The organism is Streptomyces sp. NPDC030165 (assembly GCF_055573595.1).
Genome location: NZ_JBVIBD010000018.1, coordinates 185000 through 210760, shown reverse-complemented (window position 1 = coordinate 210760; position 25761 = coordinate 185000). Strand labels below are relative to the sequence as shown.

Below are 25761 nucleotides of genomic sequence, written 5' to 3'. Positions count from 1 at the left end.
GAGCACATCACCCTCGTCGACGGCCCCGAGGACGTGGACAACGTCGAGGTCCGCGACCCGGACAAGGTCGTCTGGCTCTCCCAGACCACCCTGTCGGTCGACGAGACCATGGAGACGGTCGACGCCCTCAAGGGCCGCTTCCCCAACCTCCTGTCGCCGCCCAGCGACGACATCTGCTACGCCACGCAGAACCGCCAGATCGCCGTCAAGCAGATGGGTGCCGAGGCCGACCTCGTCATCGTCGTCGGCTCCAAGAACTCCTCGAACTCGGTCCGCCTCGTCGAGGTCGCCCTCGGCGCCGGCGCCGGTGCCGCCCACCTGGTCGACGGCGCGGAGGAGATCGACGAGAGCTGGCTGGAGGGCGTGACCACCGTCGGCCTCACCTCCGGCGCCTCCGTTCCCGAGGTCCTGGTGCACGGCGTACTGGACTGGCTCGCCCAGCGCGGCTACGAGGACGTGGAGACGGTCAAGGCCGCCGAGGAGTCCATCACCTTCTCCCTGCCCAAGGAGCTCCGCCGCGACCTGCGCTCCGAGGCGAAGGCCGCCACCGAGGGCTGAGACCGGGCCGACGGAGCCGACGGCCGGACCCGGCGGACGACGTCGAGGACAGAACCCGACAGACGACACCGACGGCCGAACCCGTAAGTCGAGGGGTGAACCGGCCCGTCCGCGCCTAGCCTCTAGGCATGAAGGTCTTTGGTGTGGACATCGGCGGGTCGGGCATCAAGGGCGCCCCGGTGGACCTGGAGCGCGGTGACCTGGCGGACGAGCGGTTCAAGGTGCTGACCCCGCATCCGTCGACCCCGGACGCGGTCGCGGACTGCGTCCGGCAGGTCGTGGATCATTTCGGCTGGTCAGGGCCGGTCGGCGCGACGTTCCCCGGCGTGGTGACGGACGGCGTCACCCGTACGGCGGCCAATGTCGACAAGGCGTGGGTCGACCGGAACGCCGCCGCGCTGCTGGCCGGCCGGCTCGGCGACGGGACCGGCGGCTGTCCGGTGACGGTTCTCAACGACGCGGACGCGGCGGGCCTGGCCGAGATGCACTTCGGCGCGGGCCGGGGCCGCAGGGGCACGGTCATCGTGCTCACCTTCGGCACCGGCATCGGCAGCGCCGTCTTCACCGACGGCAAGCTCGTGCCCAACACCGAGCTGGGCCATCTGGAGCTGCACGGCCACGACGCGGAGAAGCGGGCGTCCACCAAGATCAAGGACGACGAGGACCTGAGCTGGCAGCAGTGGGCACACCGCGTGCAGAAGTACCTCGCCCACGTGGAGATGCTCTTCACGCCCCGGCTGTTCGTGATCGGCGGCGGTGTCAGCCGCAAGGCGGCGAAGTTCCTGCCGCTGATCGAGGGGATCCGGGCCGAGATCGTGCCCGCCCAGCTGCAGAACAACGCGGGCATCGTGGGCGCCGCGATGGCCGCGCAGGCCGCGTCCCGGGACGGTGCGGCGGCCCCCGCCGGCGCGGGCGCGTCGGCGGGCCCGGTGGCCACCGCCCCCGACGCCGCGGACGCGGCTACGTCGCAGGTCGGCTGGCCGGCCGATCCCTGACCTGGCCCGCCCGCTGGCCGGCGGCCTGTCCGGGCGTACGGCTGGGGCGGCGCGCTCCCTGGGCCAGTCCCGGGCGCTGCCCCGGCCCCGGACCGGGCCCCTGCTCCACCCGCCGGCGCCCGCCCTCCGGCACGGGGCCCGCCGACTTTCCCGCGGCCTGCCCCCGGCCCGGAGCCCGTCCCGCCGCACGCTCCGCGTGCCGCTCGGCCTGTCGCTCCGCGTGCCGCTCGGCCTGCCGCCGCGCCAGGGCCGCCGCCTTGCGCACCAAGACGATCAGCGCACAGGCCAGCGTCCCCGCGTACAGCCAGCCCGCCTGCGTCGCCAGCACCGTGAAGACGCCCATCAGCAGCCCGCCGAACCCGCCCGTGTCGTGACTGATCGGTACGGCCCCCACGGCGTACGCGATGGGCAGCGCGACCGGCGCCGTGATCAGGTCGTACGGCCGTACCCACAACCCGGCGCACACGCTCACCAGGACGAAGAAGACCCCGTAGGCCATGGGCGCGCTGCCGAACAGCAGCCGGTCGAAGAAGGCGAAGACGAACAGGACGAGGGTGCCGAGCAGGCCGCAGCCCAGGCCTGTGAGCCGGGGCGCGGGCAGCCGGTCGACCGCCGCCCCCAGCGGAGCCAGCGGCCCGCGCCGGCGCGCGCGGACACGGTAGACGGTCGCACTCTCCTCGCCGAACCCGCCCGCTCCCGGCCCACGCGGGGCACCTGGGGCGCCCGGGGCCCGTGGGGCTCCCGGGGTGCCCGCCGCGTTCAGGGCGTCCCGGGCACCCGGAGCGTTCGGCGGCACGGCGTCCGCGGGGCGGGGGAGCCGTGCGTCCTGGCCCGCTGCCGGACGGCCGGTCCGGGGCGGACTGTGCTGAGGGCTGCGCGCTCTGTGTTGCTCCACCCGGCAACGGTAGGCCGCCAAGTGCGATCAACCGGTTACAGGACACGCGTTTTGACTGACCTGACCGGACCATTCGGCGTACAAATCACCCCACGGCCGTAACGCAGCGTACGGACACCCGCCCCCGCCCGGCCCCCACCTGTGCCCCGTAGACTGGACGACCGGTCCTCACGGACCGTACGGCGCCTACGGCCGCCCCGGTCCCGCAGCGGGCCGTACGTACCGTCGCCCAGTCCACTCGCATCCTCTCCGGGAAGTCGCCACCGTGTCGCTCACGATCGGAATCGTCGGTCTGCCGAATGTCGGCAAGTCGACCATGTTCAACGCCCTGACCAAGAACGACGTGCTGGCGGCCAACTACCCGTTCGCCACCATCGAGCCCAACGTCGGCGTCGTCGGCGTCCCCGACCCCCGCCTCGCCAAGCTGGCCGAGATCTTCGACTCCCAGAAGATCCTCCCCGCCACCGTCGACTTCGTCGACATCGCGGGCATCGTCCGCGGCGCCTCCGAGGGCGAGGGCCTGGGCAACAAGTTCCTCGCGAACATCCGCGAGTCCGACGCGATCTGCCAGGTCATCCGCGCCTTCAAGGACGAGAACGTCGTCCACGTCGACGGCAAGGTCTCGCCCAAGGACGACATCGAGACCATCAACACCGAGCTGATCCTCGCCGACCTCCAGACCATCGAGAAGGTCCTGCCGCGCCTCCAGAAGGAGTCGCGCATCAAGAAGGACGTCGCACCGAAGGTCAAGGCCGTCGAGGAGGCCAAGGCCATCCTGGAGAAGGGTGACACGCTCTTCTCGCAGGGCATCGTCCAGGGCTCCGAGCGCTCGGAACTCCTCCACGACCTCCACCTCCTCACCACCAAGCCCTTCCTCTACGTCTTCAACGTCGACGAGGACGAGCTGACCGACGAGGACTTCAAGGCCGAACAGCGCGCCCTGGTGGCCCCGGCCGAAGCCATCTTCCTCAACGCCAAGCTCGAAGCCGACCTCGCCGAACTCGACGAGGACGAGGCCCTCGAACTCCTCCAGTCCGTAGGCCAGCAAGAACCCGGCCTCGCCACCCTCGCCCACGTCGGCTTCAACACCCTCGGCCTCCAGACCTACCTCACCGCCGGCCCCAAGGAAACCCGCGCCTGGACCATCAACAAGGGCGCCACGGCCCCCGAAGCAGCCGGCGTCATCCACACCGACTTCCAGAAGGGCTTCATCAAGGCCGAGGTCATCTCCTTCGAGGACCTGGTGGAAACGGGATCGGTGGCGGAGGCCCGGGCGGCGGGGAAGGCGCGTATGGAGGGGAAGGATTATGTGATGCGGGATGGGGATGTGGTGGAGTTTCGGTTCAATGTTTAGCGGAACTGTCGCTTAGCGTGCTTCGGCTGCCGGACGCGTAGCCCGGAAGGGGCCTGGTCCTTCGGGTCCGGGCCGGGCCCCTTGCTTTTTCCGTGCTGGGATCGTGCTGGGATGTGGGTGGGCTCCTGTGCTGGGGCTGAACCCGGCGTATAGCTCGGCTCGTCTGCTTTTTCGGCCCTGACCTGGGGCTTATCCGGGCGGGGCTGTTTGCCGTGGTGGAGGGTGTGCCCGGCTGGTCCGGGGTGTTCTCGGGGTTCCCGCGTGTTTGTGCAACGGGGGCGCTGCCTATGGTGGGGTGTGCTGGGAGGGTGGGAGCCGGCCCGGGCGCCTGGTCCTTCAGCGGACCGAGCAGTTGGGGCGCTACGAGTCACGCGACGGATGTGAAATACGGGATTGGTCGGCGGGACTACGCCGCTGCCGTGAAACCTGCCCTAGGCGGGCGCTTCTCCTGAGACTCCGGGATGCCGATCACTTCCACAGCGATACCGGCCTGTTCCAGGGTCCGCGCGGTCTGGGCGAGGGTGACCTGGGAGAAGGGGAACAGGGTCTCCGGGGTCAGCGTGGACCCGTTGCCCAGCTTGATGGCGAAGACGACGCGGTGCGGCATGAAGTCAGCAGGCAAGAGGATGCCGCCCTTGCTCTCTGCAGCGACGCGCTCGGTGAACTGGCGGCGCACCTCCGCGTTCTGCAGCAGCTGCACAGCAACGATGCTCTGGCTGAACAGGTGGCTGAGCGGGCCGGAGCCGCCGTGGGCGGGCTTGACCATGATCAGAGTGCCGTCCTCGGTGAGCAGGTCGCAGACCTCGAATCGGCTCTGGCTGGGGCCGAGCGGGTTGTGGGCGTTCTTGCGGTCCATGCAGAGCAGATGCGGGTGGGTATCGGGGACGCTCTCGTTGTACTGACGCTCGGTCTGGCCCTTGTACCAAGTAGGCAATTCCATTGACGGCGAGGGCTGGAAAAGCCTGGCGATGGTTGCGCGGACCTGATCCACGAAGCGTGCGCCGAGCTCGTACCACTCGCCGTCGGTCAGGCAGAACCGTCGCGATCCGAGGGAAATCTGGGCCTCGATCCAGCGCAGGGCGGAGGTGGTGAACAGCTGCTCCTGGCCACCCCGCTGGGGGTAGCGGTACCCCGTCACCGTCCCTGCGCGCAGCGCACCCAGGCGCATTCCCTGACGCTGCACCCGAGCACGGCTGAGGAGATAGGGCAGGTCGAAGTCGTCACGGTGACCAGGCTCGCTGCTCTTGACCCTGATATGAAACATGCTGGCCATCTGGTACAGCTGCCAGATCTCTGCGGGAACGGCGGAGACGATCCGGTCGCCGGCAGGCTCACCGAGGGCCGTGTCCAGGGCGGTGTCGAGGAGTTCGAGGGTCGCAGCATCCTTGACGGGCGTGATGTGTTCGGCGAACTCCAGCTCCGGCTGCGGCTTTTCGTCCCGCAGCACGCGACCGATCTCACGGAGGTCCGCGATCAGGTCCTCGCGCTCGACCCCGAGGGGGATGCGCAACCCCGCGCCGCCGTCCGCGCTGAACTGTTCCACGCGCCCGAGCCGCGACCGGGTGAGCTTGAGGTTCTTGAGGTAGGCACCGAGCCGGTCGACGTGCTGGGCGTACTCGCGGATGGCCAGGCTGAGCGCCGGCTTTCCTGCGGGCGTCAGCGCGATGTCGGTACGTGCCTCGCCGATCGACCGGGCCACGAATCCCCGCAGCTGGTTCGGGTCCCCGGCACGCATCACGAACGCGAGTCCGAACCGCTTGTTGACGTGTGACTGCTCCAGCATCCGATAGCCCATGTCGGAGCCCAGGGCGTACACCATGCCGTCGACGGCGAGCAGGTGGAGGGCGGCAGGCCGCCGCGAGGGGATGGTGAAGGAGGCTCCGTAGCCGATGGAGAACACCTCGCCCCACCCCACCTGCTCCCTGTCGTTGGGGACGATGACGGCGATCTGCTGAACCGGATCCTCCCGTGCGGAAACCTCCAGGACGGTGCCCGGAGTGTGCAGGCACTTCTGGTCGACGGTCTCCAACATCGCTTCGACGGTCGGGGCGACGCCGGGAAGCTGGTAGACGGTGCGGGCGTGGGTGCGAACGGTCATACAAACCTCCAGGCGGTTGGCGCGCGAGATGCGATAACACGGGTGTGCCGTACGGGTATCGGGATGAGGTCTGGCGGGGGAGGGACGCGGTGGTCAGACCGCAGAGAGTGGGGTTCGCGACCCGGAGGCGAGGCAGCTCTGGTCGGTGAGTTAGCGGACAGCGTGTGCGCCCTGGCTGGCCGTCCAGGAGGGAGCCCCGGCCAGTTCACTCCAGGTGGGGCCCTGGCTGTGCTCCACCCGGTGGTCGGCCACGCAGCGCGAGACCTGGCGTTCGCGGATACGCACGAGGTTGCGAGCCCGTATCGCAGGCTCGGTGACCGGGTCACATGCGGGCCAAAGCACCTTCGGGGGCAGATGCCACCCAGAGCAAACTGGGCAGTCGTACGTGCCCTCAGGGTCGGCGTGCTTCGACACCCGCCGCCGTAACGGATGCCCGCGGTGGCGAGCTCCGCACTGAGTCAGTCCTGGAAGTAGCGCTTTCCACAGGTGCGGCGCCCCGGTTGCTTCGACGACCTGACACGGAGGAGTGGACATGACGGAACCTTGCCTTCTGGGATGGATCTGCATGGCACTGGCGGCTACGACGGCCACCGCTAGTGAAAGCACTACCAGAGAAGCAAAGAGTGAAAGCCCTGTCAAACAATTGATGTGGATCGTCGAGCTGTGTACAGTGGAGGCAGTGAAGGAGTCCCCTTTTCCAGCCGCTGACAGGACGTTCCGATGCCCCAGCAATCCGATCCGCCGACATTGGTGACCGCCGCAGACATCTCACGTCTCGCTGATGTCACGCGGGCCACGGTCAGCAACTGGCGCCGTCGGCACGCCGACTTTCCCGCTCCGGTGGGAGGGACGGAGGCGAGCCCCGCCTACGACGTGCGCGAGGTGGAGGCCTGGCTGGCGGCACGCGGGCAGCTACCGGCTGCATCGCCTCTGGACGCGTTCAAGGCGGAGCTGCGCAGGCGTGCGACCGGGGATGAGCTGGCGGGACGCCTGAATTTCGCGGTCCTCGCCGCGGTACGGATCGGGGTGGCCGGCCAGGACAAGATGCTTGCGCTCTCGGACCAAGCCCTGGTGCAGGGAGTCGAGAAAGCGGTACGGACCCATGCCGGAGGGCGAAGCGCGCCCGAGTTCAACTCGGACGACGCGGCTGTCCTGCGAACTCTGGTGCGGTGTGTACGGGAGGCTGGCGGCCCTGCCGCGCTCGACGTACTGGCTGAACGGGCCCCTGCCGACACAGGGGCGCGCGGGATCTACGCCACTCCCGGCGTGCTCGGCGACCTCATGGCGAACCTGGTGGTCGGCGGCGAGGGCGGCACATACCCGAAGAGCGTTTTCGACCCGGCGTGCGGTTCAGGCGGGCTTCTCGCCGCTGCGGCCGAACGAGGAGCGGAGGAGCTGTACGGGCAGGACGTGGTCCTGGCACAGGCGCGGCAGGGCGTGGCGCGTCTAGGCATCCTCGCCTCGCCGACCGCTATGGCGGTGCGGGTCGAGGTTGGCGACAGTCTGCGGCAGGACGCTTTTCCGGATCTCGAAGCCGAGGCCGTGCTGTGCAATCCGCCGTACGGCGACCGCGACTGGGGGCACGACGAGCTCGCGTACGACGCACGCTGGGCTTACGGCGTACCCGCGAAGGGTGAGCCTGAGCTCGCCTGGGTACAGCACTGTCTCGCGCACCTGGCGCCGGGCGGTTACGCCGTTCTCGCCCTGCCGCCGGGGATCGCGGAGCGCGCATCGGGGCGTCGGATCCGCGCGGAGCTGGTGCGCCGTGGAGCGGTGCGGGCCGTCGTGGCGCTGCCCGCGGGGCTTGCACCACCGCTGCATGTCGGACTGCACATCTGGGTATTGCGGCGTCCTGAGCACGACGGGCCGGAGACTTCGACAGTGTTGTTCGTGGACGCGGCCGCGACGGGCTCAACGGCGGGAAACTCTGCGTCCGGCGGCAGCGCGGTCGGGGCCGCGGACTCCAGGAAGCCTGGCGGGGACGGGCTCCGCAAGACCGTCGAACGGTACTGGCGCGCCTTCGCCGCCGATCCGGAGCACTTCGACTCCGAGCCGGGCGTCGCCCACGCGGTGGGCATCGTCGACCTCCTCGACGACGTCACGGACCTGACTCCTGCCCGCCACACACGGACCGCCGCCGTCGTCGTCAGTCCACCGCACTTCGCTGAACGCGTACGCCGGTCGGTGACCGAACTGGACCGGGCTGTCACCACGCTGGTCGACCTGAGCGGCAGAGAGGCCTGGTCACCCGCCGGCGAGGCGCCCCGTACCTGGCGTACCGCGACCGTGGCCGACTTGACCCGGGGAGCGGCGCTGACCGTGCATCACACGCCCGGTTCCGGACGCGCCACCCGCGCGACGGGCACACGCGGCGCCCCGCCCCTGCCCCCCGAGGACGCCACGGGGCGTCGCGTTCTCATGGCCCGTGACGTCGCCTCAGGGCTTCCCGCGTCCGGAAGCACCGATGACGCTCCCCGTGCCGGTGCGCCCGAGATCCGGCAAGGGGACGTACTAGTGCCGGAGTTGCTGCACGGGCACGGTTCGGGCGGCGAATTCCGAGTCGCGGACGACCGGGACGCGGGCAGCTTGCTCGGTCCGAACCTGTGGCTGTTTCGGCCCGACCCCGAGCGCCTGGACCCATGGTTTCTCGCGGGCTTCCTCGCGGCCGAGGAGAACGTCCACAGTGTCGCCACGGGCAGCACTATCATGCGCGTCGACGCCCGCCGCCTGCGCGTCCCGCTGCTTCCGCTGGTGGAACAACGCCAGTATGGCGATGCCTTCCGGCACCTCCATCAGCTTCGGGCGACCGCGACCCGTACAGCACAACTGGCCACTGACACCACTCGAGCACTCAGATCGGGGCTGACCGGCGGGGCGCTGCTGCCGGCGACCATGGACATTTCTTCAACCCCCTGACCTGACAAGCGCTCTTAGCGCATCCTCGCACTCGGACAACTTCACCAACCGCCTTCTGAATCACCCGGCGGGCCCAGCGGAAGGAACCTCTTGAACAACAGCAAGCACACGGCACTGGCGGGCCGCATCTGGTCCGTCGCCGACAAGCTGCGCGGTGACTACAAGCAGTCGGAGTACGGCAAGGTCATCCTGCCGTTCACCGTGCTCCGCCGCCTGGAATGCGTTCTGGAGCCCACCAAGGACACGGTGATCGCGAAGTACGAGGAACTGAAAGACAACGAGGACATCGACGCCAGCCGCTGGCTCCGACGAGCCTCCGGCCAGAGCTTCTACAACACCAGCACGTACACGCTGAAGAAGATTGCGAGCGACGCCGGGCACGCCGCCGAACACCTGATTGAGTACATCGGCTCGTTCTCGCTGAACGCCCAGGAAGTCTTGGAGCAGTATGAGTTCCCCCGCCAGATCAAGAAGCTCGACAACGCGAACCTGCTGTACGAGGTGATGGGCCTCTTCGCGGACCTGGACCTGCGCCCGGTCGAGCTCGACGAGGAGGGCAAGCCTGTCCTGGACGAGAAGGGCAGGCCCAAGGTGGTGATCTCCAACCACCAGATGGGTTACATCTTTGAGGAGCTCATCCGCCGCTTCGCGGAGCAGTCCAACGAGACCGCCGGTGAACACTTCACACCACGCGAGGTCATCGAGCTGATGGTGAACCTCCTCATTGCCCCGGACGACGACGCGCTCACCCTCCCTGGCACCGTACGCACGGTCCTCGACCCGGCCTGCGGAACCGGCGGCATGCTCACTGCCGCCGAGGAGCACATCCGGGAGCTCAACAAGGACGCGACCGTGAAGGTGTTCGGGCAGGAGCTCAACGCCGAGTCCTGGGCGATCTGCCGGTCCGACCTGATGATCAAGGGGCAGGATCCTGAGAACATCAAATTCGGCAACTCCTTCAGCGACGACGGCCACAAGGGTGCGAAGTTCGACTATGTCCTCGCCAACCCGCCGTTCGGTGTGGAGTGGAAGAAGGTCAAGGACGAGGTCGAGGCCGAGCACGAGACGGGACGTGGCGACAACCGTTTCGAGGCCGGCCTGCCGCGCATCAATGACGGCTCGCTGCTCTTCCTGCAACACATGCTCTCCAAAATGCGGCCGGCCGAATGGGTGCCGGGCGACGCCGCCTCGGGCGAACCTGGCCGCTTCAAGGGCGGCGGCCGGGTCGCGGTCGTCTTCAATGGTTCCCCGTTGTTCACAGGCGCTGCGGAGTCCGGCGAGTCCAAGATCCGCCAGTGGATCCTGGAGAACGACTGGCTGGAGGGCATCGTCGCTCTGCCCGACCAGATCTTCTACAACACCGGCATCTCGACGTACTTCTGGATCCTGACCAACCGGAAGTCCAAGGGCCACCAGGGCAAGGTCGTGCTCCTCGACGCGCGCCAGCATTTCGCGAAGATGCGCAAGTCCCTCGGCGACAAGCGGAAGTACATCACCGAGGCCCAGATCAAGGAACTGACCGGCCTGTACGCCGAGGCCCTCGATGCTGCCGCGAACGCTGAGCACCCGCTGCACAGCAAGGTCAAAGTCTTCAAGAACGCAGACTTCGGCTACCACCGGATCACGGTGGAGCGCCCGCTGAAGCTGCGCTTTGAAGTGACGGAGGAGGCGCTGACGGCGCTCGGTGCGTCGAAGCCGGTCCAGAAGTTGACCTACGGTTCCGAGTTCATCGAGGCGCTGCGGGTGCTGATCGGACAGCAGTGGGTGACCAAGAGCGAGGCCTGGGTCGCACTGAAGGCCGCCGTTGTCGAGGCAGGGCTGACCTGGCCGACGGGGACGCCGTTCAACAAGGCGCTGCGGGACGCGGTGGGTGTCCGGGACCCGGAGGGCGAGGTGCAGAATTTGAAGGGCGGCGCGATCGAGCCAGACCCGGAGCTGCGGGACTACGAGAACGTGCCGCTGGAGGAGAACGTCGAGGAGTACCTCAAGTGCGAGGTGCTGCCGCATGTGCCGGACGCGTGGATCGACCATGAGAAAACGAAGGTGGGGTACGAGATCCCGTTCACGCGGCACTTCTATGTGTACGAGCCGCCGCGGCCGTTGGCTGAAATCGACGCGGAACTTAAGTCGCTGGAGGCAGAGATTCAGGAGCTGCTGGGCGAGGTGACCGAATGAGCAAGGTTCGGGTGAAATCTGTCGTCCAGAACTCAGTTGAGAAGTCGGACGGTTCACTTCGCCCTTTCATCGGATTGGAAGATATCGAGGGTGGCACGGGAAAGCTCGCTGTAAGTGAGATTCCGCTAAAGGCGGCGCATGATAGCGTGACCCACCATGCTGGGGATGTGCTGTTTAGTAAGCTCCGGCCCTACTTGGCCAAGTCGTACCTTCCTCGGAGTTCAGCAACTGCAACGGGTGAGTTGCTAGTCCTGAGACCAAACAAGCAGGTTGACCCGCGTTTCCTGAGCTACGTCACCCTTTCTCATCCATGGCTGGAATGGGCTAACACTACGGCATACGGCAGCAAGATGCCTCGCACTTCATGGGAACTCCTCTCCGAGTACCGTATGTGGTTGCCGTCGCCTGAGGAGCAGCGCCGCATCGCCGAATTCCTCGACGCTGAAACCTCGGAGATTGACCACCTAGTACGACTTCGCCAAAGGCAGCGCACTCTACTTAACGAGCGATTTGACGCCGTCGTTCGCAAACTGGTGACTGGTGACGTCACCGAGCACGCCGACCGGAAGATGATCGATTGGCTGGGGTACGTCCCCAGCCGCTGGGAGTCGCCGATCATCAATAGAGTTGCAAGATTCACCATGGGGACAACTTTCCCGCACGAATATCAGGGCAGCGAATCCGGCGACTTCCCATTCATTAAAGTTGGTGACTTTTCGAAGGCGGACGAGATTGGGAACCTCGGCAAGGCGGAAAACTGGGTCACTCGTACGGTAGCCAGAGATCTAGGAGCGCGAATCGTCCCCCCGGGGGCCATTCTTTATGCCCGTGTGGGTGCCGCACTTCTGCTGAATCGGAGAACTGTCACGACACGCAACTGTGTTATTGATGATAATGTTCGCGCGATCTCGTTCTCCTGTGGCGACTACAGGTATTGGGGGTACCTCCTCAAACTCCTCGACTTGGCCCAGTTGATGAATCCTGGACCGGTTCCGTCGATTAGCGAGGGCCAGGTTGCATCAGTGAGAGTTCCGAACCCTCCCGCCGCTGAACAGGCTTCTATTGCCGACGAAATTGAGCGCAATCAAATCGCTTCACATCGATGTGGGCGTAAATTGGATAGGCAATTGTCTCTCTTGGTCGAACGTCGCCAGGCTCTCATCACTGCCGCCGTAACCGGACAGTTCGACGTCTCCACCGCCAGCGGACGTAACGTAACGGACGGAGTGAAGCAATGAGCCCCATCCACCACGAATCCGTGTTCGGTGACGCCATTGTCTCCGCCATGCTCGAGCGTGGCTGGGCAGAGACGAGCCCCGCCGACTACCGCCCCGAGCTCGGATTCGACACCAACCAGCTCTTCACCTTCATCGGTGCCACCCAGGCCAGCGAATGGGAAGAGGTCGTCGCGTACTACGGCGGTGACCGGAACGCCGCCCAGCGTGGCTTCGCCAAGCGCCTCGACCAGGCCATCGCCACCGACGGGCTAGTCGACGTCCTTCGCAACGGCGTGAAGGATAAGGGCGTCCGGATCCGGGTGGCGTACTTCAAGCCGTCCCTGGTCGAGTCCGAGTCGATCCTGCGCAACTACAACAGCAACCGTCTCACCCTCGTTCGAGAGCTGGAGTACGCCACCAAGCAGGCCGACCGCGGCAACCGTCTCGATCTGACGCTGTTCCTCAACGGAATCCCCGTTGCCACCGCCGAGTTGAAGAACCCGCTCACCAGGCAGGGTGTGGAGCAGGCCAAGGAGCAGTACCGCCGCTTCCGCGATGCCAGCGAGCCGATCTTCAGTCGGCGAGTCGTTGCCAACTTCGCGGTCGACCCGGACCTGGTGTCCGTCACGACCGAACTGTGCGGTGAGCGCACCCGGTTTCTGCCGTTCAATACTGGTTCCGATGGGCCGGGTCGGCCAGGCGGCGCCGGCAACCCCTCCTCCCAGGCCGCTCCGGGGTCGTACGCCGCCTCATACCTCTGGGAGACCGTCTGGCAGCGGGACAACTGGCTCGACCTGCTCGAACGGTTCGTGCACGTCCACAAGGAGAGGACGAGCGACGGCCGGACCAAGAAGTCGGTCATCTTCCCGCGCTTCCACCAGTGGCACGCCGTCCGCGAACTCACCGCCTCCGTCGCCTCGTACGGCGCGGGCCGTGACTACCTAGTGATGCACTCCGCCGGCTCGGGCAAGTCGAACACTCTCGCCTGGCTCGCGCACCGGCTCACCTCGCTGCACACCCACACCGACCCTGCCGTCCTCGACCCCGAGGCCGTCGAGAAGAACGGTCTGCAGCCCGGAAAGCCGGTCTACGACAAGGTCATCATCATCACCGACCGCACCGTTCTGGACCGCCAGCTCCAGGAAACGGTCGGCAGCTTCGAGCAGACCGCCGGGCTCGTCGTGAAGATCGGCCGGGAGGGCGGCTCGAAATCCGAGCAGCTCGCCAAGGCGCTGTCGCGGGAGACCGGGAAGATCGTCATCGTGACGCTCCAGACGTTCCCCGCGCTGCTGGACTACCTGCGGCGCGAGTCCACCGAGATCCGCGGCGGCAAGTTCGCGATCATCATCGACGAGGCGCACTCCTCGCAGTCCGGCGACGCCGCCAAGGACGTACGGAAGGCCCTGCGCGACCTGGGCCTCGACGCTGACGACGAGGACGAGGGCACCAGCGAGGTCGAGGCGGACCTCGACACCGACGCCAAGCTCAAGAAGGCCGCCGAGGACCGCGGCCGCAGCGCCAACCTCTCTTACTTCGCCTTCACCGCGACCCCGAAGTCGAAGACGCTGGAACTGTTCGGCACGCTCACGGAGTCGGGCGACCGGACCGTGTACCGGCCCTTCCACACGTACTCGATGCGGCAGGCCATCGAGGAGGGGTTCATCCTCGACCCGCTGAAGAACTATGTCATCTACGACACCTACTGGAAGCTGGTCAACAAGAACCCGGACGACCGCGAGGTCCCCCCTTCGAAGACGAATGGTCTGCTCGCCCGGTACGCGCTCACGCACGAGTGGACCGTCGCCCAGCAGGCGCAGGTCGTCGTCGAGCACTTCAAGACCCACACCGAGCCCAAGCTCGGCCACCGGGCCAAGGCCATGGTCGTGACCGCTTCCCGGTACAGCGCCGTGCAGATGGCCCGTGCGCTCAAGAAGTACATCGGTGACCGTGGCTCGGGCTACGAGGACATCGGCGTGCTCGTCGCCTTCTCCGGTTCGCTGTCGTACGACGGTGAGGAGACCACCGAGACGCAGGAGAACGGTGGTCTGTCGGAGGGCGCGCTGCCCAAGGCGTTCGCGTACACCCGGGCCGACGACAAGAGCGCGCGGCGCGGTGTGACGGGGGCCAAGAAGGAGTACCGCATCCTGGTCGTTGCTGAGAAGTACCAGACCGGCTTCGACCAGCCTCTCCTGACGACGATGTACGTCAACAAGAAGCTGGGCGGCATCTCGGCAGTGCAGACGCTCTCACGGCTCAACCGCACCTGCGAGCGCAAGTCCCAGGCGGACCTGGCGGTCCTCGACTTTGTCAACGACGCCGAGGAGATCCGGGAGTCCTTCGTCCCGTACTTCGAGGACGCCGAGACGCTGCCGAGCGACCCGAACATGCTGTACACGGTGCAGGGCAAGGTCATGCGCGCCGCGATTCTCGTCGAGGCCGAGATGCGGGCTTTCGCTAAGGCGTATCTGGCGGCGCAGGAGCAGTCGGCCGGCAGCGCGGCCAAGTGGGAACGGCTGCACGCCGAGCTGTACCGGCACACGGATCCGGCCTGCGAGCGTTTCACCCAGCTTCTCGACAGCGAGGACGAGGACCAGCAGGAGGAGGCGGAGGATTTTCGGGCCAATCTCTCGGACTTCATCCGCAAGTACGGCTTCATGGCCCAGATCATGGGGTTCCCCGACGCGGATCTGGAACTGCTGCACCTTTTCGGCCGGCACCTGCTCAACCGTCTGCCGCGCCGCCAGGACGGCGGCGTGGACATAGGCGAGGTCGACCTGACCCACATGCGGGTACAGAAGACCGGTGAACACGACATCAGCCTGACCTCCGAGGGGACGGCGACGCTGAGGGGACTCGGCGACGGATCGGGGGCCGCGAAGGAGCAGGACAGGTCGCTGCTCTCTGAGCTGATCGACAAGTTTAACGACAAGTTCGGCACCGAATTCACCGAGCAGGACGTGCTGCCCGCCTACCAGAAGACGGTCGAGGACAGGCGAGTACGCCAGGCCGCCGTGGGCAACGACACCGAGGAGGCTTTCGGCCATGTCTTCAATGAGGTCTTCGAGGACAACATGATGGATCACGTCACGGTGACCGCGGACCTCGGGAAGCGGTACTTCGGATCCGCCGATCCGGATTTCCGCAGCTCGCTCAACCGCAGCGCGCGTCGGGCCGCCTGGCGGATGATCCGTCGGGAGGAAGGCGTGGAGGAATAGGCAGGTGGCTGTCGACGCGGAGTTGTGGCCAGGTTGATGAGATTCGGCCACAACGCCGCTGGGCGCCGGCCTCAGGCTGGACGGGTGATCGCCATGGCAGCCACACTGAGCTCTCGCGTGCGCGCACGCGCTCAACCGTCACGTATAGCTGAAGCAACGGGGGCACGGTGCCGCCTCGGGTGATTTCCGACCGTTACGAACTCATTGAGCAGTTCGGTCACGGTGGCATGGGCAATGTATGGCGGGGCTTCGACCGGGTTCTCGACCGGGCCGTCGCCGTCAAGGTGGTGCGCGATGACGCCGTCACCTCACTCGAAGCGGCTGAGGAGTTCGCCAAGAGGTTCCGTCGCGAGGCCAGGATCACGGCACGTATCCAGCATCCCGGGGTGCCTCAGGTCTTCGACGCTGTGCTGGATCCCGACGGCTCTTACGACCAGCTGTATCTGGTGATGGAGCTGATTGATGGGATTCCGCTCAGCACCTACATCCACCCCGGACATCCGCTGCCGGTCTCCTGGGCCGTCGCAGTGGCTGCACAGGTGAGCACCGTGCTGTCACACGCGCACGACGTGCCTGTCGTCCACCGCGACCTGAAGCCGAGCAATATCCTCGTAGCCCAGGACGGCACCGTGAAGGTCCTTGACTTCGGCATCGCCTCGATCATGCGGACTGACGTCACGAAGCTGACTGCGACCGGCAGGCCGATCGGCACCTGCTTCTTCATGTCGCCCGAGCAGGTGCAGGGCGGGAGGATCACTCCACAGAGCGACCTGTACTCGCTCGGCTGTGTGCTGTATGAGCTACTGTCCGGCCAGCCTATCTTCACCGGCAGTGACTTCCAGGTGATGCGGCAGCAGGTGGAAGCCGCGCCCACTCCACTGCGGCAGCTGCGTGCCGATGTACCGGCGGAGATCGAAGAGCTCGTACTGCACCTGCTGCTCAAGCGGCCCGATCGACGGCCTGCGGACTCCCAGGCCGTCTACGAAAGGCTGCTGCCCTTCCTGCCTCCGCCCGGGCAGGCGCCGACCGCCGGGGAAACCGGACCAGCCGGCGTACCCGACCCGACCGGGGTATTCCGCCACCCGTTCGCCCCCCGTCCCCGCCGTACTACTCCGGCCGCCGTGCCGACACCCACCGTCATCGATCCGAATCAGTACCAGTCACCCATTGCGGTATCCGAGCAGCTCCAGGAGGAGATCAAGGAAGCGTACGTCCACTCGAACGCACTCCTTGAGGAGGAGCGCTTCGCCCAGGCTGCCGAGGTACTCAACGAGATCATCGCTCCTGCGGCCCAGGCCCTGGGCACCGACAACACAGAGGTCCTCAAACTGCGGCAGCAACGCGCCGCGATCTGGTTCCTCGGAGGCGACTACCGTCAGGCACTGCCCGAGTTCGACGCCCTGGCCACGTCATACGCCCGCACTGCCGGGGCGACGAGCGAAGACGCACGACTGTGCCGCACCCAGGCCGCGCACTGCCGAGCCGAACTCGGCCAGGTCACCGTCGCCCTTCAGCAATTCATGACCATCCTCGGTCAGGTCCGCAGCATCGAGAGCGACGCCAGCGACGAGGCGATCGACCTGCGCCGCAGCATCGGCTTCCTGCTGATCGCCGAGAGCCGGCTCGCCGAGGCCCAGTCCATGCTCGAACCGCTCCACGCCGATATGTGCGTCGTCTACGGTCCGGACGACGCCGAAACCAAGGAGATCGCCGAGGCGCTGGACCGTATCAGATATGGCCTGTCTGAGGAATGAGAGTTGCGGGAGGCCTCGGGATGTTCGGCTCGTCGAACCTAGCGCCCTGGCGCGCGGGGAAGCGTGCCGGGGTGCCTGAGCTCGACGCCTTGGCCGACGCCTGTGCCCAGGCCCCAGGCCACGCGAGCGAGGACGCTCGCTCCTGCTGCGCCCAGGCTGCCCGCTGCCGTGAGCAGGCCATACGAACCACTCTTGCCCGCGCCACAGCCCTTCGGAGACGTTCACCATGCCGCACCTTGCCTTCGACATCGGCTTCTGCCAGCAGCTCGGGAAGCTTCAAGGCAGCGCAAAAAAAGGCGTGTTCGAAACCTGGGAGAAGTTCGAGCGGCTCACCCTCGACCAGCTGTTCAAGGACCCCGGTCTGAAACTGGAGACCCTCAAGTCGGCCAAGGACCGGCGGCACATCCGTACGATCCGCATCGACCAGGGCCACCGCGGTGTCGTCCTCGCGCCCGACAGCGGCGACACCTTCGTGCTGCTGCGCGTCATGCCACACGACGAAGCGATCGCCTGGGCATGCAAACAGAAGGCCAGCATCAACACTGTCACGCGCGCCGTGGAGATCCGAGACCTCACTACCCTCGAAGAACTCACCCCTGCCTACGAGCAGATCGCACCGGAACCGGACCGGCGCCTGTTCGCCAAGTACTCCGACTCCGACCTGCTCGCTCTCGGCGTTGACGGCACCACCCTGCGGCAGGCCCGCGTACTGACGAACCTGGAGCAGTTCGAGGTCTTCGCCCCGCACTTTCCGCAGGACCAGCGGGAGGTCCTGGAATACCTCGCCATGGAGTTCACCGTGGAGGAAGTGTGGCGTGACGTCGTGGCTCCACGCCTGGCCGAAGCCGCCACCGAACTGCAGCCAGTGGACACCGAGGACTTCGCCACCGCCATCCGCCGCACCGGAACCCGCATCGCCCTCGTTACCGGCTCGGAGGAACTCACCGATGTTCTCAACAAGCCGTTCGCGGCGTGGCGGGTCTTCCTTCACCCCTCCCAGCACAAGGTCGCCTACCGGGCCTCCTACTCCGGCCCCGCTCAGGTCACCGGCGGCCCGGGGACCGGAAAGACGGTCGTCGCCCTGCATCGCGTACGTCACCTGCTGCGTTACCTCCGCGACGGCGACAGCATCCTGCTCACGACCTACACCAACGCCCTCGTCTCTTCGCTGCGCCAAGGTCTCGCGGCACTCGTCGACGACGAGGCATTGCGCGAACGAGTCGACATCATGACCGTCGACTCCTTCGCCAACCGCGTTACCTCCACCTCCAGGCGAGCCCTCAAGGCCAGAGAGGAGGCCGAACGTTGGCAGATAGCGGCGAAAACGACCGGCTACAGCGGCAACCCGCAGTTCCTCGCCCAGGAGTACAAGCATGTCATCCTCGCCCAGGACCTGCGCACCCTTGAAGCGTACGAAGGATGCGACCGCGTCGGTCGCGGCAGCGGCCTGCCCACCGCTGCCCGCCCCGTGGTCTGGCGTGCCGTGGAGGAATTCATCCGCCGCCTCGCCGCCGACAACCTGCGCACCTACCTCAGCACCTGCTCCGAAGCCACTGACAAACTCACCGAGCAGGGGCCGCGCTACCGCCACATCGTCGTAGACGAGGCACAGGACCTGCACCCCGCCCAATGGCGCCTACTGCGTGCCGCGGCACCCGATCGCCCTGATGACCTGTTCATCGCCGGCGACCCTCACCAACGGATCTACGACACCAAAGTGTCCCTGCGTGCACTCGGCATAAAGGTCGCCGGCCGTTCCACCAAGCTGCGCAAGAACTACCGCTCCACACACGAAATCCTTAGCTGGTCAACCGGGCTCCTGGTGGGACGTTCCTTCGAAGAACTCGCCGACGACAGCCGCAACGACACCCTCCTCGGCTATCGCTCCGCTCTGCACGGCAACCGCCCCGAACTCCGCGCCTTCGACACCGAAACAGCTGAACTGGATGCCCTCGTCACGCACATCCGCGGTTGGCTCGATCAGGGCATCGACGCCCGGGACATCGGTGTGAGCGCCCGCTTCAACAAGACCTGCGATAATGCAGTGCGGGTCCTCATCGCAGCGGGCATCTCGGCCGTTCGCCTGCACGGCGACGCGCCTGCCGACATTGACGCCGTACAGGTTGGCACCATGCACTCGTTCAAGGGGCTCGAGTACCGTTGCGTCGCCGTCAGCGGCGTCAAAGACGGTGTCTTGCCGTACCCTCGGGCGCTCACCCCGGCCGACGTCGACCCGAAGCAGTACGCGGCGGACTTGCTGGCCGAGCGGTGTCTGCTGTTCGTGGCGTGTACACGGGCGCGGGACGGGCTGTATGTCTCGTGGGCGGGGCAGCCCAGCAGCTTTCTCATAGAGGCCGGTACATCCTCTAAGCCCGGAGCTGAAGCTGGCGCGCTACCATTCCCCTGAGCTTGGCTCAGTGTGGTGGCAGGTGATTTGGGGGAGTAGATGACATTCGCACAATCAAGACGGGGAGATCTCCCGTCTCCCACGCGGTCGCCGCGGTTGGCAATTCTGCGCCCCGACAACGACTTACTTCGTCTGCTCGATGCCGACCACGCCAAGGAAAGGTCCTACTCCCAACCCTGCCGTGACTGGCCTGAGGTCAAGCCACATCTCGCAATTCTGCTCGCTTCTGCCGACCAGCAGGGTGACGAAGCTGGCGAGGAGCAATTCAGGCGGGTCTGGGGGCTGGGAATCGTGCGACCTGCTCATGAGACCGACCGTGACCGGAAGGTCGTCGTCGCCCATGCGCGAAGCCTTCGAGGCCTGGTGCCTGTCTCAGGGCTCTGGGGCGGCGGCGAGCAAGGCGCCGCACTCTCCAAGTCGTTACCGGAAAGCGGCCCCGTCACAGTCGGCGTAGGTACCGTGTTCGCCAACCTCCGGCGGATTTCCTCCGATGTCGAGACCGAAGTCCAGAGGCTGATGCCTCTGCTCGACGACGCTGAAGGGTGGAGCGAAGGGGAACTCCGCTGGCGTGATGAACGCGACGCTCTTCTGCTCTTCGCCAAGATTGCCGGGTTGCCCCCGAAGGACTTCTCGGAGGTACGTCTTTGGAACAAGACGGCCGCCAACGCAGCCTTTATCAGTGGGCTTACCGGGACCGTGGTTCAGCCGACGCTCGACGACAACCGCGGGTGGGCAGCGACGAGGTTCAGTGGCATCGGTGAGACCGTCGTTCAGACGTTTGCAAGTCGCGTAGGTAGCCGAAGTTATGACTTTGAAGTCACGTCGATAACCGATCGCCGGGTGATGGCTGGCGGGGAAGGCTCCCTCGACGCCTACTATTATCATGTCGACACTCAGACGTTCGTCATGCTGCGCTATGTGCGTCCCGACCCGAACGGGCTATTTTCGTCTGGTGCCTGGCACAGGCTGGATGATTTCCACAGCCGTGTTCACCGCCTTCCGAGACGCGCCCGGCAGAGCGCCGACGATTACAGCTTGCTGGGCGACCCTCTCTTTCTCCGGGTTCATGAGCCGGTGCCCTTCACCGCCGCTCTGCACCGGACGAGCTCCGGTGCGATTTACCCCTACGGCCAAGTCGCCGCAGCGGTCTCGGCCGCCGTGGAGATCGGTCTCTCAGGCCCTTCCGTGGGCGCGCTCACCCGGCACCTGGTACCGACCGACTTCGCCCGGCTGGTGCGCGACGGTTGGTTTGGCGCGAGCGGTGTGTCCTTCGAGGTTGCCTTGGACTGGGTGGACGCCACGATCGACACAGCTGGTATTGCATTGATGGTCGTGGACTTCAGCCTCCGGCAACGCGGCAACGGCTCAGGGATCAAGACGCGGGCCTAGGCCAGCAACAAGACACCACCAGTGGAAAGGCAGCCGACCATGGCCATCTCGGGGGCGGACACACCTCGCCAGGTCACGCAGGTGCGCGAGCAACTTCACGAGACATTCGACGGGGTGATAGATGACAGCGACATCGCCCACTTCCGCGGGGGGAACTACGAACAGCGCTTCCTCTCCCGCGCCCTTGCAGCCCTCGCGGTACGACGCGTGGCCAAGTGCAGCGTGGCCGAGGCGGCCCGGTTCGTCACGGACGGCATCGCGGACCAGGGGTTGGACGCCATCGCCCCACTGCCGGAGAGCAAGCAGGCCCTTCTTGTCCAGGCGAAGTGGAGCGACAAGGGCACGGCGACCTTCGATGTGGACGCAGCCAAGGCGATGGTGGACGGTCTGAACCGGATCGAGAACGAGCTGTACGACCAGTTCAACCAGCGTGCCGGCGCCCTTGCCCTGGAGTCCAGGCCGTTCATCGTCAACGAAAGAGCCACCCTGGTCATCGCGCTGATGGGAACAGTGGAGCCCTCTCCGCCTGCACGCGAGGTTCTCGACAACGCTCTATACGAGTTCAACAAGCACGGCGCTCGATTGAGTGTGGAGGTGCTGTACGCCGCAGACTTCCATGACCAGGTCCATGCGGATCTCCGGCCCGAGCCGATCTGTCTGGAGGTACGCCTTGACGACTGGTACCAGCAGAAGGGACCGCTCGAGGCCTATCAGGGCACGGTTTCCGCCGAGAGCGTCGCCGAGTGGTACGAGGCGAACGGCACCGATTTGTTCGAGCAGAATCTCCGGGCTCCGCTCGGGACCACCGTCACCAATGCGGAGATCGGTCAGACCCTTACGTCCGATCCCACTAAATTCTGGCACCTGAACAACGGCATTACCATGATTTGCGACTCGCTCACGGCGAAGCACGACAGTGCCAAGGCACCGCAGAGCAGGCCGACCACTCTAGCCGTGACCGGGGCGAGCATCGTCAACGGCGCTCAGACGGTACGGGCTGTCGCCAGAGCCATGCACGATGACGGCGAGGCCGCCGCCCATGCCACTCTGAGCATCAAGGTCATCAATACTTACGAGGACCGGAAATTTGGCGTGCAGGTCTCGCAGGCAGCGAACCGGCAGAACGCCATTGAGCAGCGCGATCACGTCGCGCTCGAACCTGTGCACCAGGCGATCAAAGCCAACCTGCGTGCCGAACTGCGCAAGCAGTACGTGATCAAACGGGGTGAGCCGGTCGCTGCGCCCGAGACCGGTTGCTCACTGGACGAACTCGCCCTTGCCCTCGCCTGCCTGCACCCGGATGCAGAACAGGCCGCCCGGGCTGCCAGTTCCACCGAGAATCTTTGGGAGCAGGGGCCCAAGGGCAGCCACACCGTGCTATTCCATCGCGAACCCTCTCCGCAGAAGGTGTGGCGTTCCGTGCTCACGTTGCGCGCGGCACGGAGTGCGGTCTACGAACTGGGCAGTGGCCAGAACAGTCGCGAGGCGGCGACCGCGGAGCACGGCGGATTTCTCGTCACCCACCTGCTCTTTCAGCATCTTGGTGCCACAAGCATCGATGACCCTGACTTCGACTGGGACAGCGAGGTCCTGGAGAAAATCCCCGCTCTCGTACCCGATCTGGTGCGTCGGCTGACGCATCAGATCGTGACTCGTCACGGACCGCGTCCGCAGATCAGGTCGGCTTTCCAGACCGCGGAGACATGTCGAGAGCTGGCGAAGCATGTCCTCGGTGACCTGGCCGATGGTGTCGCCGTTCCCGCGCCGCCTGCGAAGGAGCGCAAGCCGCGTCGTCCGAACACCGTGCCGCTCCTGGTCGACCGGCGTGTCATCAAGGGCGGAGCACCCCTCCGGTACGTAGCCCTGAACGAACCCGAGCGTGAAGCCATGGAAGAGTGGCTTGTCGAAGACGAAAGGCGACGCCAGGCGACCTGGGTCAATCACCGGACCAAGCCGATCCTTTGGGCGTACGACGAGCAGCAGTACTCGCCGTCCGGGCTGGTTTCGAAGATGTGGGCGGATGCCGACTGGGACGAGCGCCCCGTGGCCAATCAGGGAACGGCTCGCTGGTTTCAGTCGGATGGCTTGAGTCTGTGGGACCTGGCCCAGCGCATCCACAGCGGAGAGGCCGAGGACGAGGCCTGATCGCGTGCGCACTGCGACAGCAGGACGTCAGTAAGAGGAGACCCCTCCGGGCCGCGCAGCCGGGTTTGGAGGTTGCCTGGCACTTCCCCGGGGAGTGACGTCAGGGCGGGGACCACAGTAGAACGGCCGGGGGCGCCTGGGCGTACAGGGCGGCACGGCCTCGCCGGTACGTGGGCCATCCGGAGCGGGGTCCGGGACGGATAAGACCGCTCCGGACCCCGCTCCGGATGGCCATGGTCGTCTCCGCGCTCGCCAACGCCGGCACGCTCATACAGCCGAGTCCGCGGGTGCTCGGTGATGCCGGCGCCGATGAGCGGACCGGTGCCGGAGCAATCGGCGGAATGGGCCCGATCGAGGAACGGCCGTAAGGCGTCATCGCGTCGTGAATTGCCGAACCACTCGTCGGCATCCGCGCTTGTTTCCACCGAGTGGGCGGGTTCGGCAAGTGGGGTAAGTCCATTATGGGCCGGGCGGGGCGGGGAAATCTACGTCCTAGCGGATGATCTTGAGTCGGATTCGGCGGTCTAGCGTGCTGGCATGACGTCTGCGCATGGCACCGAGGACCTGTTCGTTTCCGCTCCCGACGGAGTCGAGCTCGCCGTACGGGATCACGGTGGTGACGGCCTGCCCCTGCTGCTCCTGCACGGGGCCGGGCGGACGCTGCTGGACTGGGAGGCCGTGGCCCCGCTGCTCGTCGGACGGCACCGGGTGCTGGCGATGGATGTGCGGGCGCACGGGAAATCCGGGGGCGGGGACCGCGAGTGGACGTTCGCGGGGGCGGTCGCGGACGTGGCCGCCGTATTGACGGCATGCGGAATTCCGGACGCCGTTCCGGTGGGGCATTCGCTGGGCGGGATGGTCGCGGCGTGCTGTCTGGAGGAGCTGGAGGGGACGCCGGGAGCGGTCAATCTGGACGGGCACGGAATGGGGCGGCCCGAGCAGTATGTGGGACTGGACCGGGAGTACGTGGTGCAACGTCTGGCGGAGGCCAGGGAATTCGCCGACGCGGCGATGGGGCGGCCATTGCCGGGCGGCGGCTTGGACGGCGGTTTGGGCGGAGTACTGGCCTATCACGCAGACATGGCCGGGAAATTGGGAATTCCCGCGGGGCTGTGGGAGGCGGGTGTACGGCGCGGAGCGGCACGGAACGCGGACGGGGAGGTCTATCTGCGGCCCGAGCGGGTGGCGGGGCTCGGTATGCAGCAGGCCATGGCGGAGATCGACCTGTTCGGGCTCTACCGGCGGCTGCGGCGGCCGTTGCTGATCGCGCGGGCGCTGCGTCCGAATCCCTCGACGCCCGGTATGCCGTGGCTGGACGAGTTGATGGCCGCGTACGTGAAGGGGCTGCACGCCGACCTGGATGAGCTGGCGCGTACGCAGCCCTGGGTCGAGGTGGCGGGCGTGAACGCGACGCACGCGATGTTGATGGAGCGGCCGCAGGAGGTCGCCGCCTTGGTCGCGGACTTCGTGGCCCGCGTGCACGTGGGCGCGTGGGGCCGCCGGGGCGGGCAGGGATAGCACAGGAATGGCGCGGGAATAGCGCTCTCAGCGCGCACAGAGCTGGAAGCTCAGCACGGAGAGAGCTGGCGGCTCAGCGCGGGTAGAGCTGGAACAGGGTGGCGGGGGTGCCGCGGTACCGGTCGCCCGCTGTGCGGAGCATGGGTTCGAGGAAGTCGCGGGCGTAGGCGACCGGGTCCTGGCCCGCGCCTTCCAGGCCGGTGATGTACGCGTGGTGCTCGGCCAGAGAGGCGACGGCCCGCTCGATGCCGGGGCCGACCTCCTTCGCGTGCGTGGGGTACGGGGAGCCGGCCACCGCCACCCACCGGACGCCGTTCCAGGGTTCGAGACCGAGTTCGGTGGTCAGGTCGGGGAAGATCCAGCGGTTGCCCGCGTCGCCCGCGGCGTCGAGGGTGGCGCGGCCCACGACGCGGTGGTCCGGGGTGTTCCAGGCGACCCCGCTCCAGGTGTCGTGGTGGTTGAGGGTGATCAGCAGCTCCGGGCGGTGCCGGCGGACGGCGGCCGAGAGGTCGCGGCGCAGCGTCAGTCCGGTCTCGATGACGCCGTCGCGGTGGCCGTCCAGAAACTCGACCGTCCGTACGCCGACGGCGGCGGCGCTCGCCCGCTGCTCCGCCTCGCGGACCGTGGCGCACTCCTCGGGGCCGAGCCCGTCGATACCGGCCTCACCCCGTGTGACCAGGAGGTACGTCACTTCGCGCCCGGTGGCGGTCCACTCGGCGACGGCGGCAGCGGCGCCGTATTCGAGGTCGTCCGGGTGGGCGACGACGGCCAGGGCGCGCTGCCAGTCCTCCGGCATGGGGGAGAGGGCGGAGGCGGAGGCAGGGGAGGGGGACGGGGACGGAGCGGGGGCGGCGGGGGCGGTGCTGCTGCCGGTGGGGGTGTCGGGCACGGTGGGCTCCTTCCCGTACCGCTCGGGCGCCGGTCGCGCGTGCGGTGTGTCGTACCGACTCTCGCACGCGCGGCGCGGCCGCGCCGCGCAGCCGGGAACGTGTGTCCGCAGACGACCAACTTCCATGATCAGGACGCCGGTTGAGCTGGGCTTCATCACATCGAGTGAATTACTGGCCCAGGCTTGCGGTCAACAACACGCGGTTGCCACGCTGTTGCTGACTGTCAAGCTGTTGG

The 25761-nt window shown here is 66.7% G+C and carries 14 protein-coding genes and 1 pseudogene; 12 read left to right on the top strand and 3 right to left on the bottom strand.

Translation table 11 applies throughout. The features are described 5' to 3' along the window. A pseudogene (locus ACZ4Z1_RS30150) lies at positions 1 to 558 on the top strand (4-hydroxy-3-methylbut-2-enyl diphosphate reductase); the annotation flags it as partial. Between the two features lie 128 nt (positions 559 to 686). After that, positions 687 to 1553: a polyphosphate--glucose phosphotransferase gene (gene ppgK, locus ACZ4Z1_RS30145; RefSeq protein ID WP_468489796.1), complete on the top strand. Its 867-nt coding sequence runs from the start codon at positions 687 to 689 to the stop codon at positions 1551 to 1553. On the opposite strand, the gene ACZ4Z1_RS30140 is transcribed toward ppgK, so the two are convergent. After that, positions 1519 to 2448, bottom strand: a complete 930-nt coding sequence (locus tag ACZ4Z1_RS30140) for a DUF6542 domain-containing protein (protein ID WP_468489795.1) — start codon at positions 2446 to 2448, stop codon at positions 1519 to 1521. The genes ppgK and ACZ4Z1_RS30140 overlap by 35 nt on opposite strands. Before the next feature lie 265 nt (positions 2449 to 2713). On the opposite strand from ACZ4Z1_RS30140, the gene ychF reads away from it, so the two are divergent. Beyond that, a complete protein-coding gene (ychF, locus tag ACZ4Z1_RS30135; protein WP_468489794.1) occupies positions 2714 to 3802 on the top strand; it encodes a redox-regulated ATPase YchF in 1089 nt (362 codons plus the stop codon). Positions 3803 to 4208: 406 nt separating this feature from the next. Here ychF and ACZ4Z1_RS30130 read toward each other — a convergent pair whose 3' ends face one another. Then, positions 4209 to 5900 (bottom strand): DUF6119 family protein, encoded by a 1692-nt coding sequence (locus ACZ4Z1_RS30130; RefSeq protein ID WP_468489793.1) that lies wholly within the window; start codon positions 5898 to 5900, stop codon positions 4209 to 4211. Between the two features lie 720 nt (positions 5901 to 6620). On the opposite strand from ACZ4Z1_RS30130, the gene ACZ4Z1_RS30125 reads away from it, so the two are divergent. From ACZ4Z1_RS30125 to ACZ4Z1_RS30085, 9 genes are all read left to right on the top strand, one after another. Then, positions 6621 to 8816: an N-6 DNA methylase gene (locus tag ACZ4Z1_RS30125; protein WP_468489792.1), complete on the top strand. Its 2196-nt coding sequence runs from the start codon at positions 6621 to 6623 to the stop codon at positions 8814 to 8816. A 90-nt stretch (positions 8817 to 8906) separates the two neighbouring features. Beyond that, on the top strand, positions 8907 to 10991 hold the full coding sequence (locus tag ACZ4Z1_RS30120) for a type I restriction-modification system subunit M (protein WP_468489791.1): 2085 nt from the start codon (positions 8907 to 8909) through the stop codon (positions 10989 to 10991). Next, positions 10988 to 12229, top strand: coding sequence for a restriction endonuclease subunit S (locus ACZ4Z1_RS30115; RefSeq protein WP_468489790.1), 1242 nt, complete (start codon positions 10988 to 10990; stop codon positions 12227 to 12229). The genes ACZ4Z1_RS30120 and ACZ4Z1_RS30115 overlap by 4 nt, the downstream gene beginning before the upstream one ends. Further along, positions 12226 to 15423 (top strand): type I restriction endonuclease subunit R, encoded by a 3198-nt coding sequence (locus ACZ4Z1_RS30110; RefSeq protein WP_468489789.1) that lies wholly within the window; start codon positions 12226 to 12228, stop codon positions 15421 to 15423. The genes ACZ4Z1_RS30115 and ACZ4Z1_RS30110 overlap by 4 nt, the downstream gene beginning before the upstream one ends. Before the next feature lie 167 nt (positions 15424 to 15590). After that, positions 15591 to 17177, top strand: coding sequence for a serine/threonine-protein kinase (locus ACZ4Z1_RS30105; RefSeq protein ID WP_468489788.1), 1587 nt, complete (start codon positions 15591 to 15593; stop codon positions 17175 to 17177). Between the two features lie 226 nt (positions 17178 to 17403). Beyond that, on the top strand, positions 17404 to 19584 hold the full coding sequence (locus ACZ4Z1_RS30100; RefSeq protein WP_468489787.1) for a UvrD-helicase domain-containing protein: 2181 nt from the start codon (positions 17404 to 17406) through the stop codon (positions 19582 to 19584). Between the two features lie 96 nt (positions 19585 to 19680). Then, positions 19681 to 20973, top strand: a complete 1293-nt coding sequence (locus ACZ4Z1_RS30095; RefSeq protein WP_468489786.1) for a hypothetical protein — start codon at positions 19681 to 19683, stop codon at positions 20971 to 20973. A gap of 39 nt (positions 20974 to 21012) precedes the next feature. Continuing rightward, positions 21013 to 23118: an AIPR family protein gene (locus ACZ4Z1_RS30090; RefSeq protein ID WP_468489785.1), complete on the top strand. Its 2106-nt coding sequence runs from the start codon at positions 21013 to 21015 to the stop codon at positions 23116 to 23118. A 537-nt stretch (positions 23119 to 23655) separates the two neighbouring features. Beyond that, a complete protein-coding gene (locus tag ACZ4Z1_RS30085; RefSeq protein WP_468489784.1) occupies positions 23656 to 24636 on the top strand; it encodes an alpha/beta fold hydrolase in 981 nt (326 codons plus the stop codon). Between the two features lie 73 nt (positions 24637 to 24709). On the opposite strand, the gene ACZ4Z1_RS30080 is transcribed toward ACZ4Z1_RS30085, so the two are convergent. Beyond that, a complete protein-coding gene (locus ACZ4Z1_RS30080) occupies positions 24710 to 25432 on the bottom strand; it encodes a PIG-L deacetylase family protein (protein WP_468489806.1) in 723 nt (240 codons plus the stop codon). Positions 25433 to 25761 lie beyond the last annotated feature (329 nt).

Bases quoted from the DNA above. Each gene is read 5' to 3' on its own strand.
- ppgK (WP_468489796.1), top strand. From the start codon at position 687: ATGAAGGTCTTTGGTGTGGACATCGGCGGGTCGGGCATCAAGGGCGCC.
- ACZ4Z1_RS30130 (WP_468489793.1), bottom strand. From the start codon at position 5,900: ATGACCGTTCGCACCCACGCCCGCACCGTCTACCAGCTTCCCGGCGTC.
- ACZ4Z1_RS30125 (WP_468489792.1), top strand. From the start codon at position 6,621: ATGCCCCAGCAATCCGATCCGCCGACATTGGTGACCGCCGCAGACATC.
- ACZ4Z1_RS30115 (WP_468489790.1), top strand. From the start codon at position 10,988: ATGAGCAAGGTTCGGGTGAAATCTGTCGTCCAGAACTCAGTTGAGAAG.
- ACZ4Z1_RS30110 (WP_468489789.1), top strand. From the start codon at position 12,226: ATGAGCCCCATCCACCACGAATCCGTGTTCGGTGACGCCATTGTCTCC.
- ACZ4Z1_RS30080 (WP_468489806.1), bottom strand. From the start codon at position 25,432: ATGCCGGAGGACTGGCAGCGCGCCCTGGCCGTCGTCGCCCACCCGGAC.
- ACZ4Z1_RS30085 (WP_468489784.1), top strand. From the start codon at position 23,656: ATGACGTCTGCGCATGGCACCGAGGACCTGTTCGTTTCCGCTCCCGAC.
- ACZ4Z1_RS30090 (WP_468489785.1), top strand. From the start codon at position 21,013: ATGGCCATCTCGGGGGCGGACACACCTCGCCAGGTCACGCAGGTGCGC.
- ACZ4Z1_RS30100 (WP_468489787.1), top strand. From the start codon at position 17,404: ATGCCGCACCTTGCCTTCGACATCGGCTTCTGCCAGCAGCTCGGGAAG.